Source organism: Vitreoscilla massiliensis (assembly GCF_001457815.1).
GTDB lineage: Bacteria > Pseudomonadota > Gammaproteobacteria > Burkholderiales > Neisseriaceae > Vitreoscilla > Vitreoscilla massiliensis.
On record NZ_LN898217.1, the window covers coordinates 260,578 to 281,855 of the forward strand.

A 21,278-nucleotide genomic window follows, 5' to 3' on the forward strand; every position below is an offset into this window, starting at 1 on the left:
AAAATAGGAGTAGAATCGGTAACGGTTGTCTCTGTCTGAAACACGGTCATCACGATGAGCCATCACCGTATGCCACCTGCACCCTGCTTCGGGGTTTCACAGGGGTAATTCATTTAAGTATCTTGCCATGTTCTCGCGACCGCAGTCGCAAAGACGGCACCCAGTCAGTATCGTACACCATGAAAATCAAGAAACTGTGGCAAACGCCACCCGTGACGTATACGTTTAAAAGTCACGAACAACCGGCCATGATAGGCTCTCCGGGGGTGCCGGATCACCCCACCCGACGCAAAGTGTTTTACGCTTTGGTCGGCATCGTCTTAGCCATCACTGGCGGCATGCAAAACGGTTTGCTTACCGCCGTGTTGCCGCAATTACAAGGCTCATTGGGCTTGACACCGGTGGAAGGCGGCTGGATTTTGGTGGCTTACAATATGGTCAATGCCTGCATGAGCATGTTGTTATTCAAGTGTCGGCAGCAATTCGGTTTGGCGCGTTTTATCCGTGCCATCATCTTTGCCTTGGTCTTGTGCAACCTCATCCAAGTCACCACCCACAGCTACCACAGCGAGTTGTTGTCGCGCGGCATCAGTGGCTTGGCCGCCAGCGGCATGAATGCCTTGGCCTTGTTCTATTTCATCCAAGCCATGCCGGTGAAATGGCGGCTCAAAGGCATTGCCTGTTCCATCAGCTTGTCGCAAGTGGCGCTGCCGTTTGCACGCGCCATCGCCCCGGCTTTGATGGACGATGGCAATATCCAAGCGGTGTTTTGGCTGCAATTGGGCATGTCCTTGAACGTGTTGGTCTTGGTGTCTTTATTGCCGCTACCACATGGCTACACCCAAAAAGCCATCAGCAAAACCGATTTGATTTCCCTGCTGTGTTTTGCTTGCGGGGTGGCGGCGCTGTGTGCGTTTTTCGTGCAAGGCCGCATCGTGTGGTGGGACAAAATCGAATTGGGACAATTGCTGTTGGTGGCCTTGATTGGTTTGGGCATCACCTTATTGATGGAGTCTAATCGCAAAGAGCCGATGATTAAACTCGATTGGCTGCGCAGCAAGGAATTGTTGTGGTTGGGTGTGACCGCGGCATTCTTGCGCATGGTGATGTCGGAACAAAACGTCGGTTCGGCCGGTTTGCTCACTGCCTTGGGCATGGGCAACACGCAAATGGTGCCGTATTACTGGGTCTTGACCGCAGGCGCGTTGACCGGTTTGGCGGTGACTTTGTGGTTGATGGAGCCGCAAAATCTGAAACCACCGGTGATGTTGGCGTTTTTCTGCATCGCCGTCGGTGCATTTTTGGATGTCGGTGCCAACAGCTTGACCCGACCCAGCCAAACCTATGTCAGCCAGTTTCTTATCGCCATGGCCAGTGTGTGTTTTGTCGGGCCGTTGATGATAGAAGGGATGTTGCGTGCGTTTTCCAAAAGCCCGTCCCACATCATTACCTTTATCGCCTTGTTTGGCCTGTCACAAACCATAGGGGGTCTATTGGGTTCCGCGGCCTTATCGGCTTTTCTCACCATACGCACCAAAGAGCATTTGACCCGCTTTGGTGAGCAATTGTCCAGTACCGACCCCACGGTGGCGGCGCGGATACAAGCGTATGCAGCGCAATACCAAGGCATCATCGGCGATGGCTCACTGCGCCAAACCCAAGGCGTAGCCTGCATCGTGGCACAAGCGCAGCAACAGGCGACCGTGTTGGCCTACAACGACACCTTTTGGTTATTGGGCTTGGGCGCGACCTGTGGTTTTTTGTTTGTGAGCGCGGAATGGGCGTATTACAAATACCACGGCACCAGCCACATGGCACCGGTATTGGCCGAATTGGCCAGAAAAAAAGCCAAGAAATAATTTTTGGAGCACAAGATGTCAGAATCATCAAACAACAATGAAGCACAGCGGCCTGTAAACGCAGACACAGCGCCGACCAAACCAGCAGCAGACGTTGCAGCCAAATCTGATGGCGCTGCCCAAACCGCCGTGCCAGCCGATGGCGGCAAAAGCAAGACCACAGTGTCGGTGGCCGACAATTGGCACCCACCGAAAAAAACCCGTTTGAAAAACGCCGTCATCATCGCCATTGGTTTGGTCGCCATTTCCTTGGTGTTGTACGCTTGGAAGCTGCCGCCGTTTCAAAGCGCGGTGGTGAGCACAGACAATGCCTATGTGCGCGGCCAGACCACTGTCATCAGCCCGCAAGTGACGGGCTATGTCACCAAAGTGTATGTGCAAGACTTTGAAAACGTCAGCGCTGGCACGCCGTTGGTGCAGATAGACCAACGCATTTACCAGCAAAAAGTCGACCAAGCACAGGCGCAAGTGTTGGCGGCGGAATCGAATTTGAACAACAACCAACAAAGCCTGACCTCGAATCAATCTACCGTGATTGCGCGCAATGCCAGCATTGCCAATGCCGAAGCGATGCTGAAAAAAGCCCAAGCCGATATGGCGCGGGTGCAAGAATTGGTGGGTTTGGGCTCGCTGTCGCCGCGTGAGGGCGACCAAGCGCGCGCGGCTTTGCAACAAGCACAAGCGGCGGTGGCCGAGGCGCGGGCGCAAAAAGCGGTGGCCGAACAAGGGGTGAAATCCACCCATGTTGGCAAACAAGGCTTACAGGCCGCTGTGGCGCAAGCGCAAGCGCAAGTGCAATTGGCACAAATTGATTTGAGCAATACCACCATCAAAGCCCCACAAAATGGGCGTTTGAGCGAAATCAGCGTTAAGCAAGGGCAGTTGGTCAATGCCGGTACACAGTTGATGTATTTGGTGCCCAATCATGTGTGGGTGGTGGCGAATTTCAAAGAAACCCAAACCGCCAATATCCGTGTCGGCCAAACCGCCAAAGTGCGCGTGGATGCCTTAGGTGGGGCCGAATTGACTGGCAAAGTAGAGCGCATCGCGCCGGCGGCCGGCAGTGAATTCAGCGTCATCCGTCCTGACAATGCCACCGGCAATTTCGTCAAAGTGGCGCAGCGCATCGCCGTGCGCATTCAAATTGATGCCAAACAAGACTTGGCGGCACGTTTGTCACCGGGGATGTCGGTGGAAGCCAGCGTTGATACTGGGAGCAAACCGTGAGGCGCGTGTTGGCTGCAGTGGCGGCCGTGAGTTTGAGCGCGTGCGTGCCCAAATTGCCGCCGCAACCTGCCGATGCGGCCTTAAATCCACCCGCACAATGGTTACAGGCCGCTTCTAACTCACATGCGGATTTGGGCGTGACTTTGGCCGAGCCACAAGTGTGGTGGGCACAATTGGGCGATGCGCAATTAAACCAATACTTGGAACTGGCCTTGCGCTATAACAGCGATGTCAACATCGCCGCGGCGCGGGTGCAGGCGGCGCTGGCGCAAGAGGCGATCAACCGCAGCGTGTTAATGCCGAGCTTGTCGGTGGGCGGCAGTGGCAGCACTGGGCGCAGTGTCAATGCGTTTGGCGTGCCGACCGAATCGGCCTCAGCACAACCGGTGTTCCAAGCCAGTTATGAAGTGGATGTGTTTGGCAAAAACCGCCACGCATGGCAAGCGAAAAAATGGCAAACCGCTGCGGCCGAGGCGCAGCAAGGTGCAACACGGCTGAGCGTGAGCACGGCGGTGGTGCGTTTGTATGTGCAATTGGCGGCCTTGCAGGCGCAAAAACAATTGTTGCAAAACACTTTGCATGCGCGTGCACAAGCGCTAAAAATCGCCCAAGACAAGGCGCGCGTGGGTTACAGTTCGCAATTGGAATTGAATCAAGCACAGGCCGAATACGCGGCCACCCAACAGCAAATTCCGGTGAATCAAAAAGCGATTGCGCAAAGCCAACACGCGCTCAGTACCTTAATCGGCACGGTGCCACAAGCCTTGCCCACCGCCACCAGTTTGCAAGCGTTGCGTTTGCCGGCAGTGCCAGTGAGCATGCCAGCGACGGTGCTGAATCAGCGGCCTGACATTGCCGCGGCAGCCTATGCCTTGGCGGCAACAGATGAGCAATTAAAGTCCAGTCGGGCGCAGTTTTTGCCTACGCTGCAATTGAGTGCCAACAGCGGCGTGTTATTGTCGTCGGCCTTGCACATCGACCCTGTCAGCATTTGGTCGCTCGGCGGCAGCGTGTTGGCACCGCTGTTTCAAGGCGGCCGTTTGACGGCGCAATTTGAACAAGCGACCTCGGCGCGCGATGAGGCCGCATGGCAATACCGCGCCAGCGTGCTCAAAGCCTTGCAAGAGGTGGAAGACCAATTGGTGGCCGAACAAGCATTGCGGGCGCAACTGGCGGCGCTGCATGAGCAAGTGCGCGCGGTCAGCTCGGCCTTGCAACACGCCAATAACCGCTACCACGCCGGCTATGCGCCGTATTTGGAAGTCTTGGATGCGCAGCGGGCCTTGTACCAATTGCAAGTACAGGAAATTCAGGTCAACAGTGAGGTGTTGTTGAGCCAAGTGGCTTTGTACCAAGCTTTGGGCGGAGGTTGGACGGGGTCAAAAAATGTTAACTAGAGTGAAATCCTCAGTTTTAGAGTGTTACCCAGTGAACGCTTACAGGCCGCTTGTGGTAGCATAACCGCCTACAAAAATCATCACTTAATCATCAGAGTAAGAACCATGACTTTATTATCAGAAATTTTGGATCACAATCAAGAGTTCGTCGAAGCGGGCGAATACGTACAATTTTTCAGCGATAAATTCCCAAACCGCGGTTTGGCCATTTTGTCTTGCATGGATGCGCGCATCATTGAATTGCTGAACCAAGCCTTGGGCTTGAAAAACGGCGATGCCAAAATGATTAAAAACGCCGGCGCCTTGGTGACCCATCCTTGGGGTTCGGTGATGCGTTCGTTGTTGGTGGCGGTGTTTGAATTGCGCTGCAAAGAAATCATGGTGGTGGCGCATTACGATTGCGGTATGCGTGGCTTGAGTTCGAAACACGTGTTGGAACAAGCCGAAGCGGCGGGCATTTCTGCCACCAGCATCGAAACCTTGCGCAATGCCGCCATCGATTTGGACGGTTGGTTGACCGGTTTTGAAGACGTGGGTCAAAGCGTGCGTCACTCAGTGAACATGATACGCAACCACCCATTGATGCCAAAATCCATCCCAGTACACGGTTTGGTCATTCATCCAACCACAGGCAAATTGGACATGGTTGTGAATGGCTATGACAATGTTTCGGATGACATTAAATGAAATTAGGCTTGTTTGGCGGTACGTTTGACCCGATACACAACGGTCATTTGAGCATGGCAGCGGCGTTTGCGGACGAATTGGCACTGGATCAAGTGGTGTTCATCCCCGCAGGCGACCCGTATCACAAAACCACTGCCACGCGCACTGCGGCCGTCAAACGTTTGGCCATGGTGGAAGCGGCCATTGCGAATGATGACCGTTTCGCTGCCAGCGACATCGACATGGTGCGCGAAGGCGCGACTTACACCGTCGATACGCTGCAAATTTTGCGACAGTATTACCCCAATGCTGAGATGTGGTGGTTAATGGGCATGGACTCCTTGCTCGGCCTACACACTTGGCATCGTTATCAAGACATATTCAAGCTCGCCAATGTGGCGGTGGCGGCGCGTAATGATGAAAAAATCCAACAAGTTGCCCCCGAAATGCGTGCTTTGGTGGCACAAGGCTTAAGTCAAGCAACAAGTGCAAGCAGAGGACAGCTACGTTTGTTACAATGGCAGCCTGAGGACATCAGTTCCACCCAGATACGCAATGCGGTCAAGGCGGGCACACCGATTGACGCATGGGTCCCTAAACCAGTGCGCGACTACATTAGCACCCATGGTTTATACCGTTAACCGCTTTTATGAGTTTTAGAATATGACAGATACCGTAGATTTACAAAAAATGGTCGATGTGGCCGTGAATGCCTTGGAAGACGTGAAAGGCAAAGACATTGTGGTTTTGGACGTGAGCGCCAAAACCTCGTTGTTCCAACGCATGATCGTCGCCAGTGGCGACAGCAATCGCCAAGTGAAAGCCTTGGTCAACAATGTGGCTGTGGATTTGAAAGAACAAGGTTTTGAAATCATCAGCACCGAAGGCACAGACAGTGGCGAATGGGCTTTGGTCGATGCCGGCGATGTGGTGGTGCACGTGATGTTGCCAGCCGTACGCGATTATTACGACATTGAAGCCTTGTGGGGCGGTGAAAAGCCATCGTTCCATTCGGGTCACGCCAAACCTTGGCACGCAGCTGACTAAGCTGCCGTTACCACCGAGCATCAATAGCAGCGGCCTGTAAGTTACAGGCCGCTTTTTTATGGCACACGCCAGCAAGATGGGGAATCAGATGAATTCAAAAACCAGCAGCGCCGTGGCATGTTTGCTGTTGACCAATGTGATTTGGGCGGGCAATGCCTTGATTGCGCGCCACGCCGGTGGCAGCGACATGCAGCCTTTGAGCATGAATTATTTGCGTTGGCTCATCGGCGCTTTGGTGTTGTTGCCGTTTTGTGGGCGCGAAATTTGGCAGCAGCGCAAAGTGTGGGGACAGCCGGCGGTGTTGTGGCGCATGGCGGTGTTGGCCTCTTGTGGCATGGTGGTGTACAACACCTTATTGTATGCCGCCGCGCATTACACCACTGCGATTAATATCTCGCTGCTCAATACCTGCATTCCGTTGGCGACTTTTATTACATCTGGGCTGATTTTAAAGCAATGGCCGAAACCGGCAGCGTGGCTGGGCCTGTTGATTGCGGCGACGGGTTTGCTGTATCTGATCAGCGCGGGGCAATGGCAGGTGTTGGTGTCTTTGAGCTTTAACCGTGGCGACTTGATGATGCTCATCGGCGTACTCGCTTGGGCAGTGTATTTGGTGTTGTTTATGCCGTGGGGCAGCCGCATGGGTTTGTCGGCAATGTCTATGTTGAATCTGTTGATGTGGACGGCGTTGTTCATCATGACACCGCTGTTTGTGCTGGAAGTGAGCCGCGATGGTTTGCCAGCGATGAACCAAGGCAATGTGTTGACGTTTGCCTACATCGGCGTGTTGGTGTCGGTGCTGTCGTATCTGGCTTGGAATTATGGCATCGCCCACATTGGTGCGGCCAAGGCCTCGCTGTCTTTGTACACCATGCCGGTGTTTGCGGCGATATTGAGTTACCTCATCTTGGGTGAGGGCTTAAAAGCCTACCATTGGATAGGCGGCGCCATCATCGTCATCGGTTTGGTGTTGGCGAGTGTGTTGGGCAAACAGCGCACTACATAAGCGGCCTGTAACACGATAGGAGCAAGATATGGCGGTATTTGAACAACACATCACGGTTTTGCCGGCGCATTGCGATGGCTTGGGCCATGTCAACAATGTGCAGTATTTGCATTGGGCCGAGGATGTGGCGTGGGCGCATTCGGCTGAGTTAGGCTTGGGCTTGGTGCGTTATCAGCAATTGGACTGTGCGATGGTGGCGCGTGAGCATGTGCTCACTTACTTAGCGGCCTGTTTTGCCGCAGATGTGTTGAGTGTGCAAACATGGTTGAGTCACAACGATGGTTTGCGCTTGCGCCGTCAATACCGTTTTGTGCGGGTGTCGGATGGCAAAGAGGTGTTTCGCGGCCACACCGATTGGGTGTGCGTGCAATTGTCTACAGGCCGCCCCAAACGCATGCCGGCTGAGTTTCAGGCCGCTTATGCGGTGCAAGAGACGGTATCGTAATCGGCGCGGGTCAGCAAATCCGTGGCAACACACGCAGTGTATCGCAACACGGTGCACTTATGGTTGCGCTGCTGGGCAAGCAAAATGGCTTAAGGAGTAGCTCATGGCAACACCCAATCCATACCAAAGCTCGGTGCTGGCCGAACCAGTGTCAACACTGCCGCGCAGCCGCATAGGTCTGGCGGCATTGCTGTGTGGTGGTGTGGCTTGGTTGAGTGTATTGCTGTGGGTGCTGTCTTGGTTTGGCCTGTTGGCTGAGCGGCTGCGGGTGGATGGGTCGTGGTTGGGGTTGCTCAGTGTGTGTTTGGCTTTTATCGGCACTTTATTGGGCTTGATGACGTGTTTCCAAATTGGTGTGAACAAGCGTCAAGGTGTGGTGGGTTTGGGGTTAAGCAGCCTATTACTGTTGGCTTTGCTGGGCTGGGTATGGTGGCTCGGTGAGGCGGTTTAAGCGGCCTGTAAACCCATGAATGCATGTGGAGCCAAAAGGGTGCATATGAAGGACAACTATCCTTATCGCAGCACGGTATTAAAACCGACGGTCAAGCGCGCTCGCGGCAACCGAACTTTGTCGCAACTGGCTTGGGCATGTGCGCTGGTGGCGGTGGTGTGTTATGTCTGGCGCGAGTATGCGTATGTGGCGTATGGCATTCATAATCTCACGGCTTTGGTGTTGCTGATGATCACGTGGTTTGCAGTGGGGTGTGGTTGGCTGTTGTCCATGCGGGCGCTGCTGCTCAATGCTGCTGGTCAGCCTGCTTGGGCATGGTTGTGCCATACGGCGCTGTTGCTGTGTTTGTGGTTGATGTAAGGGCATATGATGGTTTACAGGCCGCTTAAGCCTTGTTTTGCGCACTTACACCTAAAGCGACACAATCCGCTATAATCACCCATTGCCTCAGAAATGCACAATCAATGAACATCACAGTCTTGGCGGTAGGAAACAAAATGCCGCGTTGGGTCAGCGAAGCGACCGAGGAGTATGCCAAACGCTTTGGCCGCGAAATCCATTTCAGCATCAAAGAACTGAAGCCAGAAAAACGTGGTGCCGGTGTCAATGCCGAGCAAGGCATGTTGGCCGAAGAAGCACGCATCTTGGCGGCGATACCGCCAGGCAGTTTTGTGGTGGTGTTGGATGAGCGTGGCCAAGCGCCGACGTCGGTGCAATTGTCCGAACACATGGGACGCTGGTTACAAGAAGGGCAAGATGTGTGTTTCGTGATTGGTGGCGCCGATGGAATGACCGATAAGGTCAAACAACAAGCGCGTTTGATGATGCGCCTCTCTAGTCTGACCATGCCGCATGGGATGGTACGCGTATTGCTCACCGAGCAGTTGTATCGTGCCGTGTCCATCTTGCACAACCACCCGTATCATCGCGAATAAGCGGTGAAAAACGCGTGAATTTATGTGAACCGGCCGAATCAATTCCGACAAGTGTAGCCGAATCGGCTAAAATGAACCCAAGTCTTAGCACCTTACGATACCAAAAATATGACCACACCTCTATTAGACCAGATTGAATTTCCTGCTGATTTGCGCCAAGTGGCGGAAGCCGATTTGCCGCAAGTGGCGGATGAATTGCGCGAGTTTTTATTGCAATCGGTGTGCGCAACAGGTGGCCATTTCGCCAGTAATTTGGGTGCGGTGGAATTGACCGTGGCCTTGCATTATGTCTATAACACGCCGGATGACCATTTGGTGTGGGATGTGGGTCACCAAAGCTATCCACACAAAATCCTCACTGGCCGCAAGAGTCGCATGGGCACGATGCGCCAACAACATGGTTTGGCCGGTTTCCCCAAACGCTGCGAATCGGAATACGATGCGTTTGGTGTTGGTCATTCGTCTACCTCGATAGGTGCGGCTTTGGGCATGCAAGTGGCCGACCAATTGCAAGGCAAACCCAATCGCCATGTGGCGATTATCGGTGATGGTGCGATGACGGCTGGTCAGGCATTTGAAGCCTTGAACAATGCCGGCGACATGCCCAATACCAACTTATTGGTAATATTGAACGACAATGAAATGTCGATTTCACCCAATGTCGGCGCTTTGCCCAAATACTTGGCGCAATCGGTGATGCGCGATTTCAAAGGCTTGGTGAAATCGGCCAAGTCCAAATCTGAAAAAATGCTCAACAAAGTCCCCGGCATGATGGACGTGGCCAAAAAAGTCGAAAGCAAAATCAAAGAAGCGGTCGACGGCTCGCCTTTAGACCCGCATGTGTCTTTGTTTGAAAAATTTGGCTTTGATTACACTGGCCCAATTGATGGCCATGATGTGGCCTTGTTGGTGAAAACACTGAAGCAATTGCGCAGTCAAAGCGGCCCACAATTGCTGCACATCGTCACCAAAAAAGGCAATGGTTATAAATTGGCCGAAAACGATCCTGTCGGTTTTCATGCCATCAGCAAAATGGACCCAGCAGTCGGCCCCATCAAATCCACCAAAGTCAGCAAGCCCACTTACACGCAGATTTTCGGCCAATGGTTGTGTGACCAAGCCGCTGCCGATGCACGTTTGGTCGGCATTACCCCAGCCATGCGCGAAGGTTCGGGTTTGGTTGAATTTGAAAAACGCTATCCAGACCGCTATTTCGATGTCGGCATTGCCGAGCAACATGCCGTCACCTTTGCCGGTGGCATCGCTTGTGATGGCATGAAGCCGGTGGTGGCGATTTACTCGACTTTCTTGCAACGTGCTTACGACCAATTGGTGCACGATGTGGCGATACAAAACCTGCCGGTGATGTTTGCCATAGACCGCGCTGGCATCGTTGGTGCCGATGGGCCTACCCATGCCGGTGCTTACGATTTGAGCTTTATGCGCTGCATTCCTAACATGGTCATCGCCGCGCCATCGGACGAACAAGAGTGCCGCCTGTTGTTGTCGACGTGTTACCAATTGAATCAGCCTAGCGCGGTGCGTTATCCGCGTGGCAGTGGCATCGGTGCCGAAGTGGGCACGGATTTGCACACTGTGCCCGTGGGCAAAGGCGTGGTGCGTCAGCAAGGCGAGAAAATTGCCATCTTGGCCTTTGGCAGCATGGTGCAGCCGAGTTTACAGGCCGCATCTGTGTTGAATGCAACCGTGGCCGACATGCGTTTCGTCAAACCTTTGGATGAAGCATTAATCAGCGAATTGGCCGCCAGCCATGATTACATCATTACCGTGGAAGAGAATGCGGTACAAGGCGGGGCGGGCAGTGCGGTATTGGAATACATGGCGCGTCAGAAAATCTGCAAACCGGTGCTGAACATCGGCATCGCAGATGTGGTAACCGAGCACGGCGACCCTAGCGCCATCTTGGCCGAATTGGGCTTGAACGCCGCCGGTATTGAAGCCTCAATCCGCGAATTCATTTCATAATCAACTTTTTTGATGGTTTAAAAACAGCAAACTGATTGAATCCGTTTGCTGTTTTTCATTGCTACTGTTGATTTTGGAACCAATACCACAGTTTGCAGAAGCTGCTGATTTTGAATGAAAAATAGCATGTTATATGTTAGTGTTTGATTTTAAATGAAAAATAAAAACATAAGAATGAAACAAGTTTGATATAGGCCAAAACCAGTTGATATTCAGAATGTTACTCTAAAAAATCTCATTTATGATTTGGTTTCATAAGCATCTTAAAAACGGTTAGGGGAACAACATGGAATCTTCATTGGAACAGACCACTGATACCGACATGGCTACAGCAGCATTATTGGAGCAAAGCCAACAAGTGGCTCAGGCTTGGAATCAGCAAGACCCACTGAAAATCGCGCAGGATTTGAATGCCATCATTCAAAACATGATGCACAGCGCCGATTAAACCCTCACCACTGTTTCAGTGGTGTTTTTGTGTGTGGGCTCGGGCTATACCCGTTTGGGCAAGACTCTGTTACGATAGGGCGCACCCGCGCCGTGGTGTTCCGGTGGGAAGTGCGGCGTGGCATTGGGTCATACTAAGACGGAGAAGCAATGAAGAATTATACTTACGATGAATTGGCAGTGGGTCAAAGCGGTGGTTTACAAAAAACCGTGACGGCCAAAGATGTGTTGTTGTTTGCAGCGGTCAGCGGCGATACCAATCCCGCCCACTTAGACCCTGACTATGCCGAACAAACGATGTTCAAAGGTGTGATCGTGCATGGCATGTTCAGCGCTGGCTTGATCTCAGCGGTATTGGGCACGCGTTTTCCTGGTCCTGGCACCATTTACTTGGGTCAAGATTTGCAATTCAAACGTCCTGTGCACATGGGCGATACTTTGGATGTGCAATTGACGGTTGCGAGCAAACGCGACGACAAAAAAATCGTGACGTTTGATTGCGTGGTGACCAACCAAGATGGCCAAAAAGTGGTGACTGGTACGTCTACCATCATTGCACCAAGCATTTCAGTGGAGCACGAGTTGTTGGTATTGGGCGAAGTGGAAGCACCGGCAGCGCCAAATGCCCGTTTTGCAGAATTGTTGAAATAAGCGGTATCCACATTAAAAGCGGCCTGTAAACGATTTACAGGCCGCTTTTGCATTGCGTGTATGTGAATTATGCCGTGCTTAATTCTGTTGGGGCATCACTGCCCGATAAAGACACTGCTTGTGGTTTGCTGATTAAATCAAATTCTGCTGCAAACTCACTGCCTTTGCCGACGGTGGATTCCACTTCCAAACGGCTGCCGTGTTCGGCCAACGCATGTTTGGTGATGGCCAAGCCCAAACCAGTGCCGCCACTGGCACGCGAACGTCCGGCATCGACGCGGTAAAAGCGCTCGGTCAAACGCGGGATGTGTTCGGCGGCGATGCCGGGGCCATTGTCGCTGACGCTGAAACGGGCGGTGATGTGGTCATCCGTGTGCAAGCGTATGTCTATGTGGCCACCTTCGTGGTTGTAGCGTACGGCATTGAAGACCAAATTGCTCAAGGCATTGTACAAATCCAATTGCACCCCTTGTATCCACAAATTGGCGGCAATGTCGGTGCTGAAGCTTTGTTTGCCGGCGGATAAGGTAATGCCTTCTTGGCTCAATTGCTCGACCAAGGCCGACAGATTAATTGGCTGCAATTTGTTGCTGGGGTCGGAGTTTTCCAAGCGCGACAAAGTCAGCAAATCGTCGAGCAAGGTCAACATGCGGTCGCTGTCTTTTTTCATCAGCGCCAAAAACTGCTCGCGTTTGTCGGCCGGTAAATTCGGCAAGTCTTGCATGGTTTCGACAAAGCCATTGATGACTGTCAGTGGCGTGCGCAATTCATGCGACACATTGGCAATGAAATCGGAGCGGGTTTGGTTGAGCTTCTCCATCGGCGTGATGTCTTGGCTTACCAATAACTGCATGTGTTTGTCAAAAGGGGTGCGCTTGATGATGACGGTGCGCGGCAAGCCTTTGCGGGTGGGCAAGGCCAATTTCAATTCGTGCAAGGCATCGGCGGCGTCATTGGCCATGAACTGGTGAAACTCCGGTTGGCGCACCAAATTGGCCAAGATGCCACCCACATCGTCGGTTTGCAGCATGAAGTGCTCGCGCGCCACCGAATTCATCCATTCGATGCGGCCTTCTTGGTTCAAAATCATCACCCCATCGGGCATCACTTCAGAAGCATGGTAAAAACGCTGCAAGGCTAGGGTGATTTTTTGTTTGCGGCGTTTGCGGCTTTTCGCTTGCAGCATCAGTGTATTGAACACTTGCTGCCACACGCCCACGCCGGTGGGGATGGTGGAAGGCTTGGGACGTTCTAACCACGCAATCAATTGGCCGATTTGCCACAGGTGTGCAAACAACCACAGCGACAGCAAACCCAAAAACGCCATCAGGCCGTTGCCTGCACCCCAAATCAAGCCAGTGACCAAACCAATGATGGCGAACACCGCAATGGTGCGCAAGCATTGCCAGGCAAAACGGTTCATCTACGCACTTTCTTTTTGCGAGAAGCGGTAGCCCGCGCCACGCACGGTTTGCACCAAGTTTTCCAGTTGTGCCGGCGCCAAGGCACGGCGCAAGCGGCGGATGTGCACATCGACGGTGCGCTCTTCCACAAACACATGGTCGCCCCAAACCAAATCCAATAATTGGCGGCGGGTGTAGACGCGGTCGGCATGGGTCATGAAGAAATGCAGCAGTTTGAATTCGGTAGGGCCAAAATGAATGGCTTGGCCATTGCCGATGACGGTGCGCTCATTTGGGTCTAGGGCAATGCCGGCCAAGTCTATGACTTCGCTGGTCTTTTGCGGGGCACGGCGGCGCAGCAAGGCATTGACGCGTGCCACCAATTCGCGCGGTGAAAACGGCTTGGTCAAATAATCGTCTGCGCCCAGATTCAAACCCATTTCCTTATCGACATCGTCACTGCGCGCGGTGAGCAAGATGATCGGCAAGTCTTTGGTGCGCGCATCTTGGCGCAATTGCTTGGTCAGCTGTATGCCAGAGGTGCCGGGCAACATCCAATCGAGCAACACCACATCGGGCAGTTTTTCCAATAAATATGGCTTGGTAGCTTCGACGCTGGTACAGCCAGTGACATTGAATCCGGCCTGTTCCAGTGTGAATTGTATCAAGGTGAGGATGGCTTCCTCATCTTCAACCACCAAGACATTAATGGTACTCATCGCAATCATTCCTCAAATAGGCTACAAAGTGTTAAGGCTAGAGCATAATGGGCTGGTGTGACGGTATTGTGACAACGCCGCAGTATTTGTGACAGAAAGCTCAAGCAGGAGTTCGGAATGCCGAGCGTATCACCAGATTGTCACGGTGCAATACCTCTTCCTCAGCCACATAACCGAGTTTGGCCTCAATTTGGTGCGATGGCAGGCGCAGGATTTTCTCGATTTCTTCACTACTGTAATTGACCAAGCCGCGCGCCACTTCTTGACCGGCTTGGTTCAATACCGAAATCACCGCACCGCGGTGGAATTGGCCATTGACGGCCACGCAGCCTATGGGCAACAAACTGGAGTGTTTCTGTGACAAGGCAATGACGGCGCCGTTGTCGATGATGACAGAGCCTGACAATTGCAAATGCCCCATCATCCATTGCTTGCGCGCCGAGATGCGCGAGCGTGCCGGCGTGAGCCAAGTGCCTATGGCTTCGCCTTGGCTCAAACGCTGTAATAAGTTTGGCTCATGCCCCGAAGCAATCAAGGTCGCTGCGCCGCCCAAAGCCGCGCGTTTGGCCGCTACGACTTTGGTGTACATACCACCTGTACCGACGGCCGAACCCGCACCACCGGCCATGCTTTCCAATTCTGGATGGTCGGCAGCAATTTCGGAGATGAACTTGGCATCGGGATTTTTGCGTGGGTCGCTGTCATACAGGCCGCTTTGGTCGGTCAAAATCAGCAGCGCATCGGCTTCAATCAAATTGGTCACCAACGCGCCCAAAGTATCGTTGTCACCGAGCTTGATTTCATTGGTGGTGACGGTGTCGTTCTCATTGATGATGGGCACCACATTCCAGTCCAGCAGCGTGCGCAAGGTCGAACGCGCATTCAAATAGCGCATGCGGTTGCTCAAGTCTTCGTGCGTGAGCAAGATTTGCGCGGTTTGGATGCCAAATTCGGCAAACACCTGCTCATACGCTTGCGCCAAACCCATTTGGCCTATCGCCGCAGCGGCCTGTAATTCGTTCAAGGCTTTTGGCCTTGCCGTCCAACCCAAACGCTTGATGCCCTCGGCGATGGCGCCGCTGGACACCAACACAATTTGCTTGCCTTGGGCCTTGAGTTCGGCAATTTGCCCCGCCCATTTGGACAAGGCCGCCAAGTCTATGCCTTTGCCTTCGGCAGTGACCAAACTGGAACCGACTTTGATGACTAAAATATGCGCGTCTGCGATGGATTTCATGGGTGTGTGCTCACAACAACAAGGCCGTCATGATAATCCATTTAAGCTTTTATCGAAAGGCAAGCACGGCGCTGCAAGCGGCCTGTAAACTTTAAATCTGCTTTACAGGCCGCATACTTACTGACATCAATAACGGGTACGGTATTTGGCGGTGTTGAGGATTTCATCATTCCATTGTTTGGTGGTCATGTCCTTGCCCGGCGCATATTGGGAACCTTGTAAGGCATAGTTTTTGGACGCATCCAACATGCAATCGTACGAGGCTTCAAAGCTTTCGCTTTGCTGCTTGCGTTCACACACTTTCAATGCTTGTTGGTGGTCTTTTTTCAGCTGTTGCAGGTATTTCTTTTGGCTGGCATCTTGGCTTTTTTTCAAACCAGCTTGCACATATTGGTCGCCCAGCTTGCCAAAACTTTCTGCCGCAGCGAGATAGCATTCATTGATGGCTGCTTTACCTTCCATGCCACCATCTTTCAAACAGCTGACGATGTCATTGGAGATTTTTTGTTTGGCATTCAGATAGCCTTGGGTGCTGGCAAAGCTGCCCACAGAGGTAGCAAGCAATAAGGCAGCAAACAGCCATGTCGAAGTTTTCATGGTTTTCATGTGATTTCCCTTAAATAGAAACGCCCATGGCAACAGCCATGAACACAGGCATCACAGCAAGTTTAAGACCATATTCATAAATGGGATGCGGCTTGTAAGCTTCAAATCCCCTTTACAGGCCGCTTGTATTTACTATGCAGTCAAGTCATTTAAACGCGTTTGCAATACTTGGCTGAGGTTGGCGTGTTTGGCGTCGTAGCGGCGCTGGAATAAGGCGCTCAGTTCCGGCGGGTTGAGGCGGGCGAAGCTGACATCGTCGAAATCTTCATCATAGGCATCGGCGTATTGCAACCATACCCACAGCTCTTCGCCTTGGGCATTGCAGAGCAAACCTTGGCTGCGCATGTCGGCAAGCACGTTTAAGATGTGTTCTTGGTAGGTAAGGCGCAAGGCATCGTAAGCCTCATCGTCTAAACCTTCGGCCAAGGCAGTAGCGGCATTGTGCACCAAATTGGGCAAGCCGCGAAACTCGTCGCTGAGCCATTCGGAAATGCTCCAATAATAGTAAATCTTGTCGGCGTCTGTGCTGTCTTCCAAACCATCGGCTAAAGCAGCCAAGCGCTCCAGTGTGTTGCCCACAATGAAAAAGCCACAAATGTCTTCAACCATGCCCAAACCGACGGCATAGAATTGTTCGTGCGCATGGTGGTTGCGCATCCACTCAAAAGCGGCCTGTAAATAGGTGCGCAAGGCGCTATCGAGTTCGGGATGGAATGGGGTTGTGTTCATGTACACATCCTTTAAATATAGGGTATGGATTTAAACGGGCCGAGGAGGGTTTTCAGTAAACTTATCGGCTAACAGCGCCACTGACATGAAATAAATGCCCACTTGTAGAGCGAGGCTGGTGAATAGGGTAAACATGGCTTGGCTGTTAAAGCAATATGGACCGCATTGGTAGTCTGCCGGCATGAGGGAGAGGAACAAATTAATGGCACAACACAGCGGACCAAAGACAAAAAACAGGCAGAGTCGGGAAAAGACTTGTTTGAATTTTTGCTGCTTAAATGAAGGCCGCAAGGATGAAAATTTCAGTTGGCTTTTGGATACATACACAAGCAAACAAAGCGCACCCACCCATACCGGCACATGTAAGGAGTGAAATCCTGGCTCTTGTAATAACAACAGAATTAACAGAGCATTCGTGACCATCGGAATGTAAAACAGCCATTGGTTGACTAGATTGGCATCCAATGTAAGGGGTTGCTGGTCTTGCATAAGCATCTCCAAATCATCTGGTATAAAAAAAGCGTCCTGTAATCATCTTACAGGACGCTTGCGTGCTCAATAAAGTGCGATCACTCAAATACTGCTTATTGAGCGTCTTTGGTCACCAATTTCAATTCCACTGGAATCGATGCGGGGATTTGTTCGCCGCTTAAGTATTTCACGGCGGCATCGATGGCTTGTTCGCCGATTAATTTCGGTTGTTGTTCCACAGTCGCAGCCAATTTGCCTGCTTTGACTTTGGCCACGGCATCGGCGGTGGCGTCAAAACCGATGACCATGATGTCTTTTTTGGCCGCGGCAATCGCTTCTAAAGCACCCAAGGCCATTTCGTCGTTTTGGGCGAACACGGCTTTAATGTTAGGGTTGGCTTGCAAGATGTTTTCCATCACTGACAAACCTTTAGAGCGGTCGAAATCAGCGGTTTGGCTGGCAACGATTTTCACTTTGCCTTCTACTGCTTTGGTAAAGCCTTCGCCGCGCTCAATGGCGGCAGAAGAACCGGCCACGCCTTCCAACATTGCCACATCAGAGCCTGCGGCGATGGATTTCAACATATACTCGCCCGCCAATTTGCCACCGGCAATGTTGTCAGAGGCGATGTGAGAAATCACTTTGCCACCACCGGCTGAGCGGTCAACGGTAATCACTGGGATGCCGGCTTTGTTGGCAGATTCAATTGCAGAAGCGACCGCAGCCGAATCCACAGGGTTGATGATGATCAGTTTCACGCCTTGTTGAATCAAGTCTTCAACGTCGGCCGCTTGTTTAGAGGCGTCGTTTTGCGCGTCGACCACAGTCAATTTGGCTTGCAAGCTGTCGGCTTTGGCTTTGGCGGCGTCGTTCAAAGTCACGAAGAATGGGTTATTCAAGGTAGAAATCGACAAGCCTATGGTTTTGTCGCCAGTCACCGCAGTGGGTTTGGCATCGCTGCTGGCGCCAGAGGCGGCGTTGCTATTGCTGCTGGCACCGTTTTCTAAGGTACAGGCCGCCAACCAAAACAGTGCCAACATGGCCAGCACAGAGGTGAATAATTTTTTCATGGGTTTTCCTTAAGCTGTTTTTTTACGATCGAGCAAGACTGCCAATAATATGACCACGCCTTTGACCACCAATTGGAAGAAAGACGATACGCCGATGAGGTTCATGCCATTGTTGAGCACACCGATGATGAGTGCGCCCACCAAAGTGCCAAAAATCCAACCACGACCACCATTGAGCGAAGTACCGCCCAAAACCACGGCTGCAATCGCATCCAATTCATACGACTCGCCCGCAGTCGGTTGGGCAGAATTCAAACGTGAGGTCAAAATCAAGGCTGAAACAGAGGCGAGCAAACCGGTGATGGCATACACGCCGATTTTGATGCGGTCGATGTTAATGCCTGACAGTTTGGACGCTTCTTCATTGCCACCGACGGCGTAAACGCGGCGACCAAACGTGGTGTGGTGCAAGATGAAATACAAGGCGGCAAACGCCAATACCGTGGTCACGACAGGTACGGGAATGCCGAGCATATAGCCTTTGCCCATCATTTGGAACGCAATCGAGTCGCCCAAGCCGGATACAGGCCGGCCATCGGTATACACCAAGGTTAAGCCGCGGTAAATGGTCATGGTGGCCAAGGTGGCGATGAACGGTGCCACGCGGCCTTTGGTGATGATTAAGCCATTGATGGTGCCTAAAATTAAACCGAGCAACATCGCAGCGCCCATGGCCAAGATAGGATCAGTCCCTGAAGCGAGCAAGGTCGCGGCCACGGCGCCGGTTAAGGCCAAAGTCGAACCGACTGACAAATCTATGCCGCGGGTCAAAATCACAAACGTCATGCCAAACGCGATTAAGGCGCTGATGGATACCTGACGCAACACATTCAAAATATTGCTGGCAGTGAGGAAGCTGGGATTCATCGCGGTGATGACGATGATGAGCAACAACAGCCCAAAGAATGGGCCCAAGCGCGATAACAAGGCTTTGGTATTAGTGGAGGACATATTTGTCACCTCCAGTAGCATAATGCATGATGTTTTCTTGAGTCATATTGTTTTTGTGTACCTCTCCGGTGATGCGGCCTTCGTGCATAACCAACACACGGTCTGCCATGCCGATGACTTCGGGCAATTCCGAAGAAATCATCAGGATGGCCACGCCAGCTTCAGCCAGTTGATTGATGATGGTATAAATTTCTTTTTTGGCGCCGATGTCGACGCCGCGCGTGGGTTCGTCCAAAATCAAGATGTCAGGCTCAGTGCCCAACCATTTGGCCAAAACCACTTTTTGTTGATTGCCGCCCGACAGGCTTTTCACCGCCAATTGTGCATTCGGTGTGCGTATCGCTAGTTGGTCGATGAATTTTTGCACGAATTGGTTTTCGCTGGCGGGTTGGGTAATGCCCATGCGACACGTCTTGTCGAAATTGGTCAGCATGATGTTGTCTTGGATGGAAAAATCCAATAACAAGCCTTCGGTTTTGCGGTCTTCGGTAACAAAGCCGATTTTGTGTTGCATTGCCTGTATCGGATTGTGAATTTTCACCGCTTGCCCATCAATGGTGATGCTGCCACTGCTGGCTTTGCGCGCGCCAAACAGTGTTTGTGCCACTTCGGTGCGGCCTGCACCCATCAAGCCAGCCAAGACCAACACCTCACCTTTGCGCAAATCAAACGACACGTTTTCAAACACATGCGGTGCCGATAAGTTATTGACGCTCAGCTTGATGTCGCCAATGTGGTGGGCGCGTTCGGGAAAACGCTCACCCAATTCGCGTCCGACCATCATCGCCACGATTTCATCGAAGCTGGTGGTGGGAATGTCGCGCACACCGACATAGCCGCCATCGCGCAAAATGGTGATGCGGTCGCAAATGGCGAAAATTTCTTCCATGCGGTGAGAGATGTAGACAAAAGAGATGCCTTTGGCTTTGAGCTCACGCACGGTTTCAAACAAGGTTTGGATTTCGCGGTCGGTGAGGGCAGCAGTGGGCTCGTCCATCACGATGTATTTGGCATCGGAGGCGATGGCTTTGGCTATTTCCACCAATTGCTGTTTGCCCACCGATAAGTCACCGGCGCGGGTTTTCGGGTCTATGTCCAAGCCCAGTTTGCACAGCAAATCATGCGCTTGGCGGCGCATTTCGGCGCGCTTCATGATGCCAAAGCCGTAAGTCAATTCCTTGCCCAAGAACAGGTTTTCTGCCACCGATAAGTCGGGCAAGATGTTCAATTCTTGGTGGATGACATGGATGCCGCAGCGTTCCGAATCGCGTATGGATTTGAACTGCTGTTCTTGCCCATCGACGCTGATGTGACCGCTGTCTTTGTGGTGGATGCCGCTTAAGATTTTCATCAGCGTAGATTTGCCGGCACCATTTTCGCCCATCAAGGCATGGATTTCGCCATTGGCCAGTTCAAACGACACCTCATTCAACACCTGATTGCCACTGAAGGATTTGCAAATCCCCGTCATTTGTATCATGGAGTATCCTTTTAAAAAATCACGCCGCTTTGCAAAATAATATTGGCATACGGCGTGGCTTCACCCGTGCGTATGATTACTTTGGCATGGGCGGTTTGCTGTTTGAACGCCTCGTGTGACACTTGCGAGGGGTTTAAGGACAAGGCTTGCAGGTGTTGCCATAAATCTGCGTTGTGAGCGGTGATTTCATGGGCGCAAACACTGGATTCGACTGCCACATCTGCCAAAACTGCGGCCAATACTTCGGTAAATGAGGGCTTGCCCAGCGCATAGGCCAAGTCTATGCAGGTGACGCCGTCGGGTATCGGCAAGCCACAGTCGGCAATCACGATTTGGTCGGTATGGCCCAGTTTCGCAAAAATGCCCGCTAATTCGCGGTTTAAAATGCCGTGTTTTTTCATGAAAATAAACAATCTTACAGCGCTGATGAAAGCCTATGCGTGGGCATGGTTGCATCACCGCTGAGTTTAATCGGGTGGGAAAAGGCGTAATGGT

24 protein-coding genes are annotated in these 21,278 nt (G+C 52.2%); 14 read left to right on the forward strand and 10 right to left on the reverse strand.

What is annotated here, in order from left to right; genetic code table 11:
* Positions 1 to 179 precede the first annotated feature (179 nt).
* From BN3003_RS03545 to BN3003_RS03605, 14 genes are all read left to right on the forward strand, one after another.
* On the forward strand, positions 180 to 1,859 hold the full coding sequence (locus BN3003_RS03545) for an MFS transporter (protein ID WP_058305353.1): 1,680 nt from the start codon (positions 180 to 182) through the stop codon (positions 1,857 to 1,859).
* Positions 1,860 to 1,874: 15 nt separating this feature from the next.
* Complete coding sequence (locus BN3003_RS03550; RefSeq protein WP_058305354.1) at positions 1,875 to 3,086, forward strand: HlyD family secretion protein; 1,212 nt, start codon at positions 1,875 to 1,877, stop codon at positions 3,084 to 3,086.
* On the forward strand, positions 3,083 to 4,483 hold the full coding sequence (locus BN3003_RS03555) for an efflux transporter outer membrane subunit (protein WP_199822541.1): 1,401 nt from the start codon (positions 3,083 to 3,085) through the stop codon (positions 4,481 to 4,483). The genes BN3003_RS03550 and BN3003_RS03555 overlap by 4 nt, the downstream gene beginning before the upstream one ends.
* 105 nt (positions 4,484 to 4,588) lie before the next feature.
* On the forward strand, positions 4,589 to 5,170 hold the full coding sequence (locus BN3003_RS03560) for a beta-class carbonic anhydrase (RefSeq protein ID WP_058305356.1): 582 nt from the start codon (positions 4,589 to 4,591) through the stop codon (positions 5,168 to 5,170).
* The gene (nadD, locus tag BN3003_RS03565) at positions 5,167 to 5,790 is read left to right on the forward strand and encodes a nicotinate-nucleotide adenylyltransferase (RefSeq protein ID WP_058305357.1); all 624 of its coding nucleotides are present in this window, start codon (positions 5,167 to 5,169) and stop codon (positions 5,788 to 5,790) included. Before BN3003_RS03560 ends, nadD begins: the two co-directional genes overlap by 4 nt.
* Before the next feature lie 22 nt (positions 5,791 to 5,812).
* Positions 5,813 to 6,196 (forward strand): ribosome silencing factor, encoded by a 384-nt coding sequence (gene rsfS, locus BN3003_RS03570; RefSeq protein WP_058305358.1) that lies wholly within the window; start codon positions 5,813 to 5,815, stop codon positions 6,194 to 6,196.
* Between the two features lie 88 nt (positions 6,197 to 6,284).
* Positions 6,285 to 7,202 (forward strand): DMT family transporter, encoded by a 918-nt coding sequence (locus BN3003_RS03575; RefSeq protein WP_058305359.1) that lies wholly within the window; start codon positions 6,285 to 6,287, stop codon positions 7,200 to 7,202.
* A 28-nt stretch (positions 7,203 to 7,230) separates the two neighbouring features.
* Positions 7,231 to 7,647, forward strand: coding sequence for an acyl-CoA thioesterase (locus BN3003_RS03580; RefSeq protein WP_058305360.1), 417 nt, complete (start codon positions 7,231 to 7,233; stop codon positions 7,645 to 7,647).
* 103 nt (positions 7,648 to 7,750) lie between these two features.
* Positions 7,751 to 8,098 carry a hypothetical protein gene (locus tag BN3003_RS03585; protein ID WP_058305361.1) on the forward strand — a complete coding sequence of 116 codons (348 nt, stop codon included), beginning with the start codon at positions 7,751 to 7,753 and terminating at the stop codon, positions 8,096 to 8,098.
* A gap of 45 nt (positions 8,099 to 8,143) precedes the next feature.
* Complete coding sequence (locus BN3003_RS03590; protein ID WP_058305362.1) at positions 8,144 to 8,458, forward strand: hypothetical protein; 315 nt, start codon at positions 8,144 to 8,146, stop codon at positions 8,456 to 8,458.
* A gap of 104 nt (positions 8,459 to 8,562) precedes the next feature.
* A complete protein-coding gene (gene rlmH, locus BN3003_RS03595; protein ID WP_058305363.1) occupies positions 8,563 to 9,033 on the forward strand; it encodes a 23S rRNA (pseudouridine(1915)-N(3))-methyltransferase RlmH in 471 nt (156 codons plus the stop codon).
* 108 nt (positions 9,034 to 9,141) lie between these two features.
* The gene (gene dxs, locus BN3003_RS03600) at positions 9,142 to 11,019 is read left to right on the forward strand and encodes a 1-deoxy-D-xylulose-5-phosphate synthase (protein WP_058305364.1); all 1,878 of its coding nucleotides are present in this window, start codon (positions 9,142 to 9,144) and stop codon (positions 11,017 to 11,019) included.
* 286 nt (positions 11,020 to 11,305) lie between these two features.
* Positions 11,306 to 11,467: a hypothetical protein gene (locus tag BN3003_RS18750; protein ID WP_159061380.1), complete on the forward strand. Its 162-nt coding sequence runs from the start codon at positions 11,306 to 11,308 to the stop codon at positions 11,465 to 11,467.
* A 149-nt stretch (positions 11,468 to 11,616) separates the two neighbouring features.
* Positions 11,617 to 12,117 carry a MaoC/PaaZ C-terminal domain-containing protein gene (locus BN3003_RS03605; RefSeq protein ID WP_058305365.1) on the forward strand — a complete coding sequence of 167 codons (501 nt, stop codon included), beginning with the start codon at positions 11,617 to 11,619 and terminating at the stop codon, positions 12,115 to 12,117.
* 67 nt (positions 12,118 to 12,184) lie between these two features.
* Here BN3003_RS03605 and phoR read toward each other — a convergent pair whose 3' ends face one another.
* From phoR to rbsD, 10 genes are all read right to left on the reverse strand, one after another.
* Positions 12,185 to 13,540, reverse strand: a complete 1,356-nt coding sequence (gene phoR / locus BN3003_RS03610; RefSeq protein WP_058305366.1) for a phosphate regulon sensor histidine kinase PhoR — start codon at positions 13,538 to 13,540, stop codon at positions 12,185 to 12,187.
* A complete protein-coding gene (gene phoB, locus BN3003_RS03615; RefSeq protein WP_058305367.1) occupies positions 13,541 to 14,239 on the reverse strand; it encodes a phosphate regulon transcriptional regulator PhoB in 699 nt (232 codons plus the stop codon).
* Between the two features lie 100 nt (positions 14,240 to 14,339).
* Complete coding sequence (proB, locus tag BN3003_RS03620) at positions 14,340 to 15,476, reverse strand: glutamate 5-kinase (RefSeq protein WP_058305368.1); 1,137 nt, start codon at positions 15,474 to 15,476, stop codon at positions 14,340 to 14,342.
* A 126-nt stretch (positions 15,477 to 15,602) separates the two neighbouring features.
* On the reverse strand, positions 15,603 to 16,082 hold the full coding sequence (locus BN3003_RS03625; RefSeq protein WP_058305369.1) for a hypothetical protein: 480 nt from the start codon (positions 16,080 to 16,082) through the stop codon (positions 15,603 to 15,605).
* A 132-nt stretch (positions 16,083 to 16,214) separates the two neighbouring features.
* Positions 16,215 to 16,811 carry a DUF4303 domain-containing protein gene (locus BN3003_RS03630; RefSeq protein WP_058305370.1) on the reverse strand — a complete coding sequence of 199 codons (597 nt, stop codon included), beginning with the start codon at positions 16,809 to 16,811 and terminating at the stop codon, positions 16,215 to 16,217.
* Between the two features lie 30 nt (positions 16,812 to 16,841).
* Positions 16,842 to 17,300 (reverse strand): hypothetical protein, encoded by a 459-nt coding sequence (locus tag BN3003_RS03635; RefSeq protein WP_147645324.1) that lies wholly within the window; start codon positions 17,298 to 17,300, stop codon positions 16,842 to 16,844.
* A 95-nt stretch (positions 17,301 to 17,395) separates the two neighbouring features.
* Positions 17,396 to 18,352, reverse strand: a complete 957-nt coding sequence (rbsB, locus tag BN3003_RS03640) for a ribose ABC transporter substrate-binding protein RbsB (RefSeq protein ID WP_058305372.1) — start codon at positions 18,350 to 18,352, stop codon at positions 17,396 to 17,398.
* Positions 18,353 to 18,361: 9 nt separating this feature from the next.
* Positions 18,362 to 19,303 carry a ribose ABC transporter permease gene (gene rbsC / locus BN3003_RS03645; RefSeq protein WP_058305373.1) on the reverse strand — a complete coding sequence of 314 codons (942 nt, stop codon included), beginning with the start codon at positions 19,301 to 19,303 and terminating at the stop codon, positions 18,362 to 18,364.
* On the reverse strand, positions 19,290 to 20,783 hold the full coding sequence (locus BN3003_RS03650; RefSeq protein WP_058305374.1) for a sugar ABC transporter ATP-binding protein: 1,494 nt from the start codon (positions 20,781 to 20,783) through the stop codon (positions 19,290 to 19,292). Before BN3003_RS03650 ends, rbsC begins: the two co-directional genes overlap by 14 nt.
* Positions 20,784 to 20,794: 11 nt before the next feature.
* Complete coding sequence (gene rbsD, locus BN3003_RS03655) at positions 20,795 to 21,184, reverse strand: D-ribose pyranase (protein WP_058305375.1); 390 nt, start codon at positions 21,182 to 21,184, stop codon at positions 20,795 to 20,797.
* Positions 21,185 to 21,278: the final 94 nt, after the last annotated feature.

What these genes read in the sequence shown, in the direction of transcription:
- BN3003_RS03580 (WP_058305360.1), top strand. Translation starts at nt 7,231, where the DNA reads ATGGCGGTATTTGAACAACACATCACGGTTTTGCCGGCGCATTGCGAT.
- BN3003_RS03550 (WP_058305354.1), top strand. Translation starts at nt 1,875, where the DNA reads ATGTCAGAATCATCAAACAACAATGAAGCACAGCGGCCTGTAAACGCA.
- rbsC (WP_058305373.1), bottom strand. Translation starts at nt 19,303, where the DNA reads ATGTCCTCCACTAATACCAAAGCCTTGTTATCGCGCTTGGGCCCATTC.
- nadD (WP_058305357.1), top strand. Translation starts at nt 5,167, where the DNA reads ATGAAATTAGGCTTGTTTGGCGGTACGTTTGACCCGATACACAACGGT.
- phoR (WP_058305366.1), bottom strand. Translation starts at nt 13,540, where the DNA reads ATGAACCGTTTTGCCTGGCAATGCTTGCGCACCATTGCGGTGTTCGCC.
- proB (WP_058305368.1), bottom strand. Translation starts at nt 15,476, where the DNA reads ATGAAATCCATCGCAGACGCGCATATTTTAGTCATCAAAGTCGGTTCC.
- rlmH (WP_058305363.1), top strand. Translation starts at nt 8,563, where the DNA reads ATGAACATCACAGTCTTGGCGGTAGGAAACAAAATGCCGCGTTGGGTC.
- BN3003_RS03625 (WP_058305369.1), bottom strand. Translation starts at nt 16,082, where the DNA reads ATGAAAACCATGAAAACTTCGACATGGCTGTTTGCTGCCTTATTGCTT.
- rsfS (WP_058305358.1), top strand. Translation starts at nt 5,813, where the DNA reads ATGACAGATACCGTAGATTTACAAAAAATGGTCGATGTGGCCGTGAAT.
- BN3003_RS03635 (WP_147645324.1), bottom strand. Translation starts at nt 17,300, where the DNA reads ATGCAAGACCAGCAACCCCTTACATTGGATGCCAATCTAGTCAACCAA.
- BN3003_RS03585 (WP_058305361.1), top strand. Translation starts at nt 7,751, where the DNA reads ATGGCAACACCCAATCCATACCAAAGCTCGGTGCTGGCCGAACCAGTG.
- BN3003_RS03650 (WP_058305374.1), bottom strand. Translation starts at nt 20,783, where the DNA reads ATGATACAAATGACGGGGATTTGCAAATCCTTCAGTGGCAATCAGGTG.
- BN3003_RS03545 (WP_058305353.1), top strand. Translation starts at nt 180, where the DNA reads ATGAAAATCAAGAAACTGTGGCAAACGCCACCCGTGACGTATACGTTT.
- phoB (WP_058305367.1), bottom strand. Translation starts at nt 14,239, where the DNA reads ATGAGTACCATTAATGTCTTGGTGGTTGAAGATGAGGAAGCCATCCTC.
- rbsB (WP_058305372.1), bottom strand. Translation starts at nt 18,352, where the DNA reads ATGAAAAAATTATTCACCTCTGTGCTGGCCATGTTGGCACTGTTTTGG.
- BN3003_RS03605 (WP_058305365.1), top strand. Translation starts at nt 11,617, where the DNA reads ATGAAGAATTATACTTACGATGAATTGGCAGTGGGTCAAAGCGGTGGT.
- BN3003_RS18750 (WP_159061380.1), top strand. Translation starts at nt 11,306, where the DNA reads ATGGAATCTTCATTGGAACAGACCACTGATACCGACATGGCTACAGCA.
- BN3003_RS03630 (WP_058305370.1), bottom strand. Translation starts at nt 16,811, where the DNA reads ATGAACACAACCCCATTCCATCCCGAACTCGATAGCGCCTTGCGCACC.
- BN3003_RS03575 (WP_058305359.1), top strand. Translation starts at nt 6,285, where the DNA reads ATGAATTCAAAAACCAGCAGCGCCGTGGCATGTTTGCTGTTGACCAAT.
- BN3003_RS03560 (WP_058305356.1), top strand. Translation starts at nt 4,589, where the DNA reads ATGACTTTATTATCAGAAATTTTGGATCACAATCAAGAGTTCGTCGAA.
- dxs (WP_058305364.1), top strand. Translation starts at nt 9,142, where the DNA reads ATGACCACACCTCTATTAGACCAGATTGAATTTCCTGCTGATTTGCGC.
- rbsD (WP_058305375.1), bottom strand. Translation starts at nt 21,184, where the DNA reads ATGAAAAAACACGGCATTTTAAACCGCGAATTAGCGGGCATTTTTGCG.
- BN3003_RS03590 (WP_058305362.1), top strand. Translation starts at nt 8,144, where the DNA reads ATGAAGGACAACTATCCTTATCGCAGCACGGTATTAAAACCGACGGTC.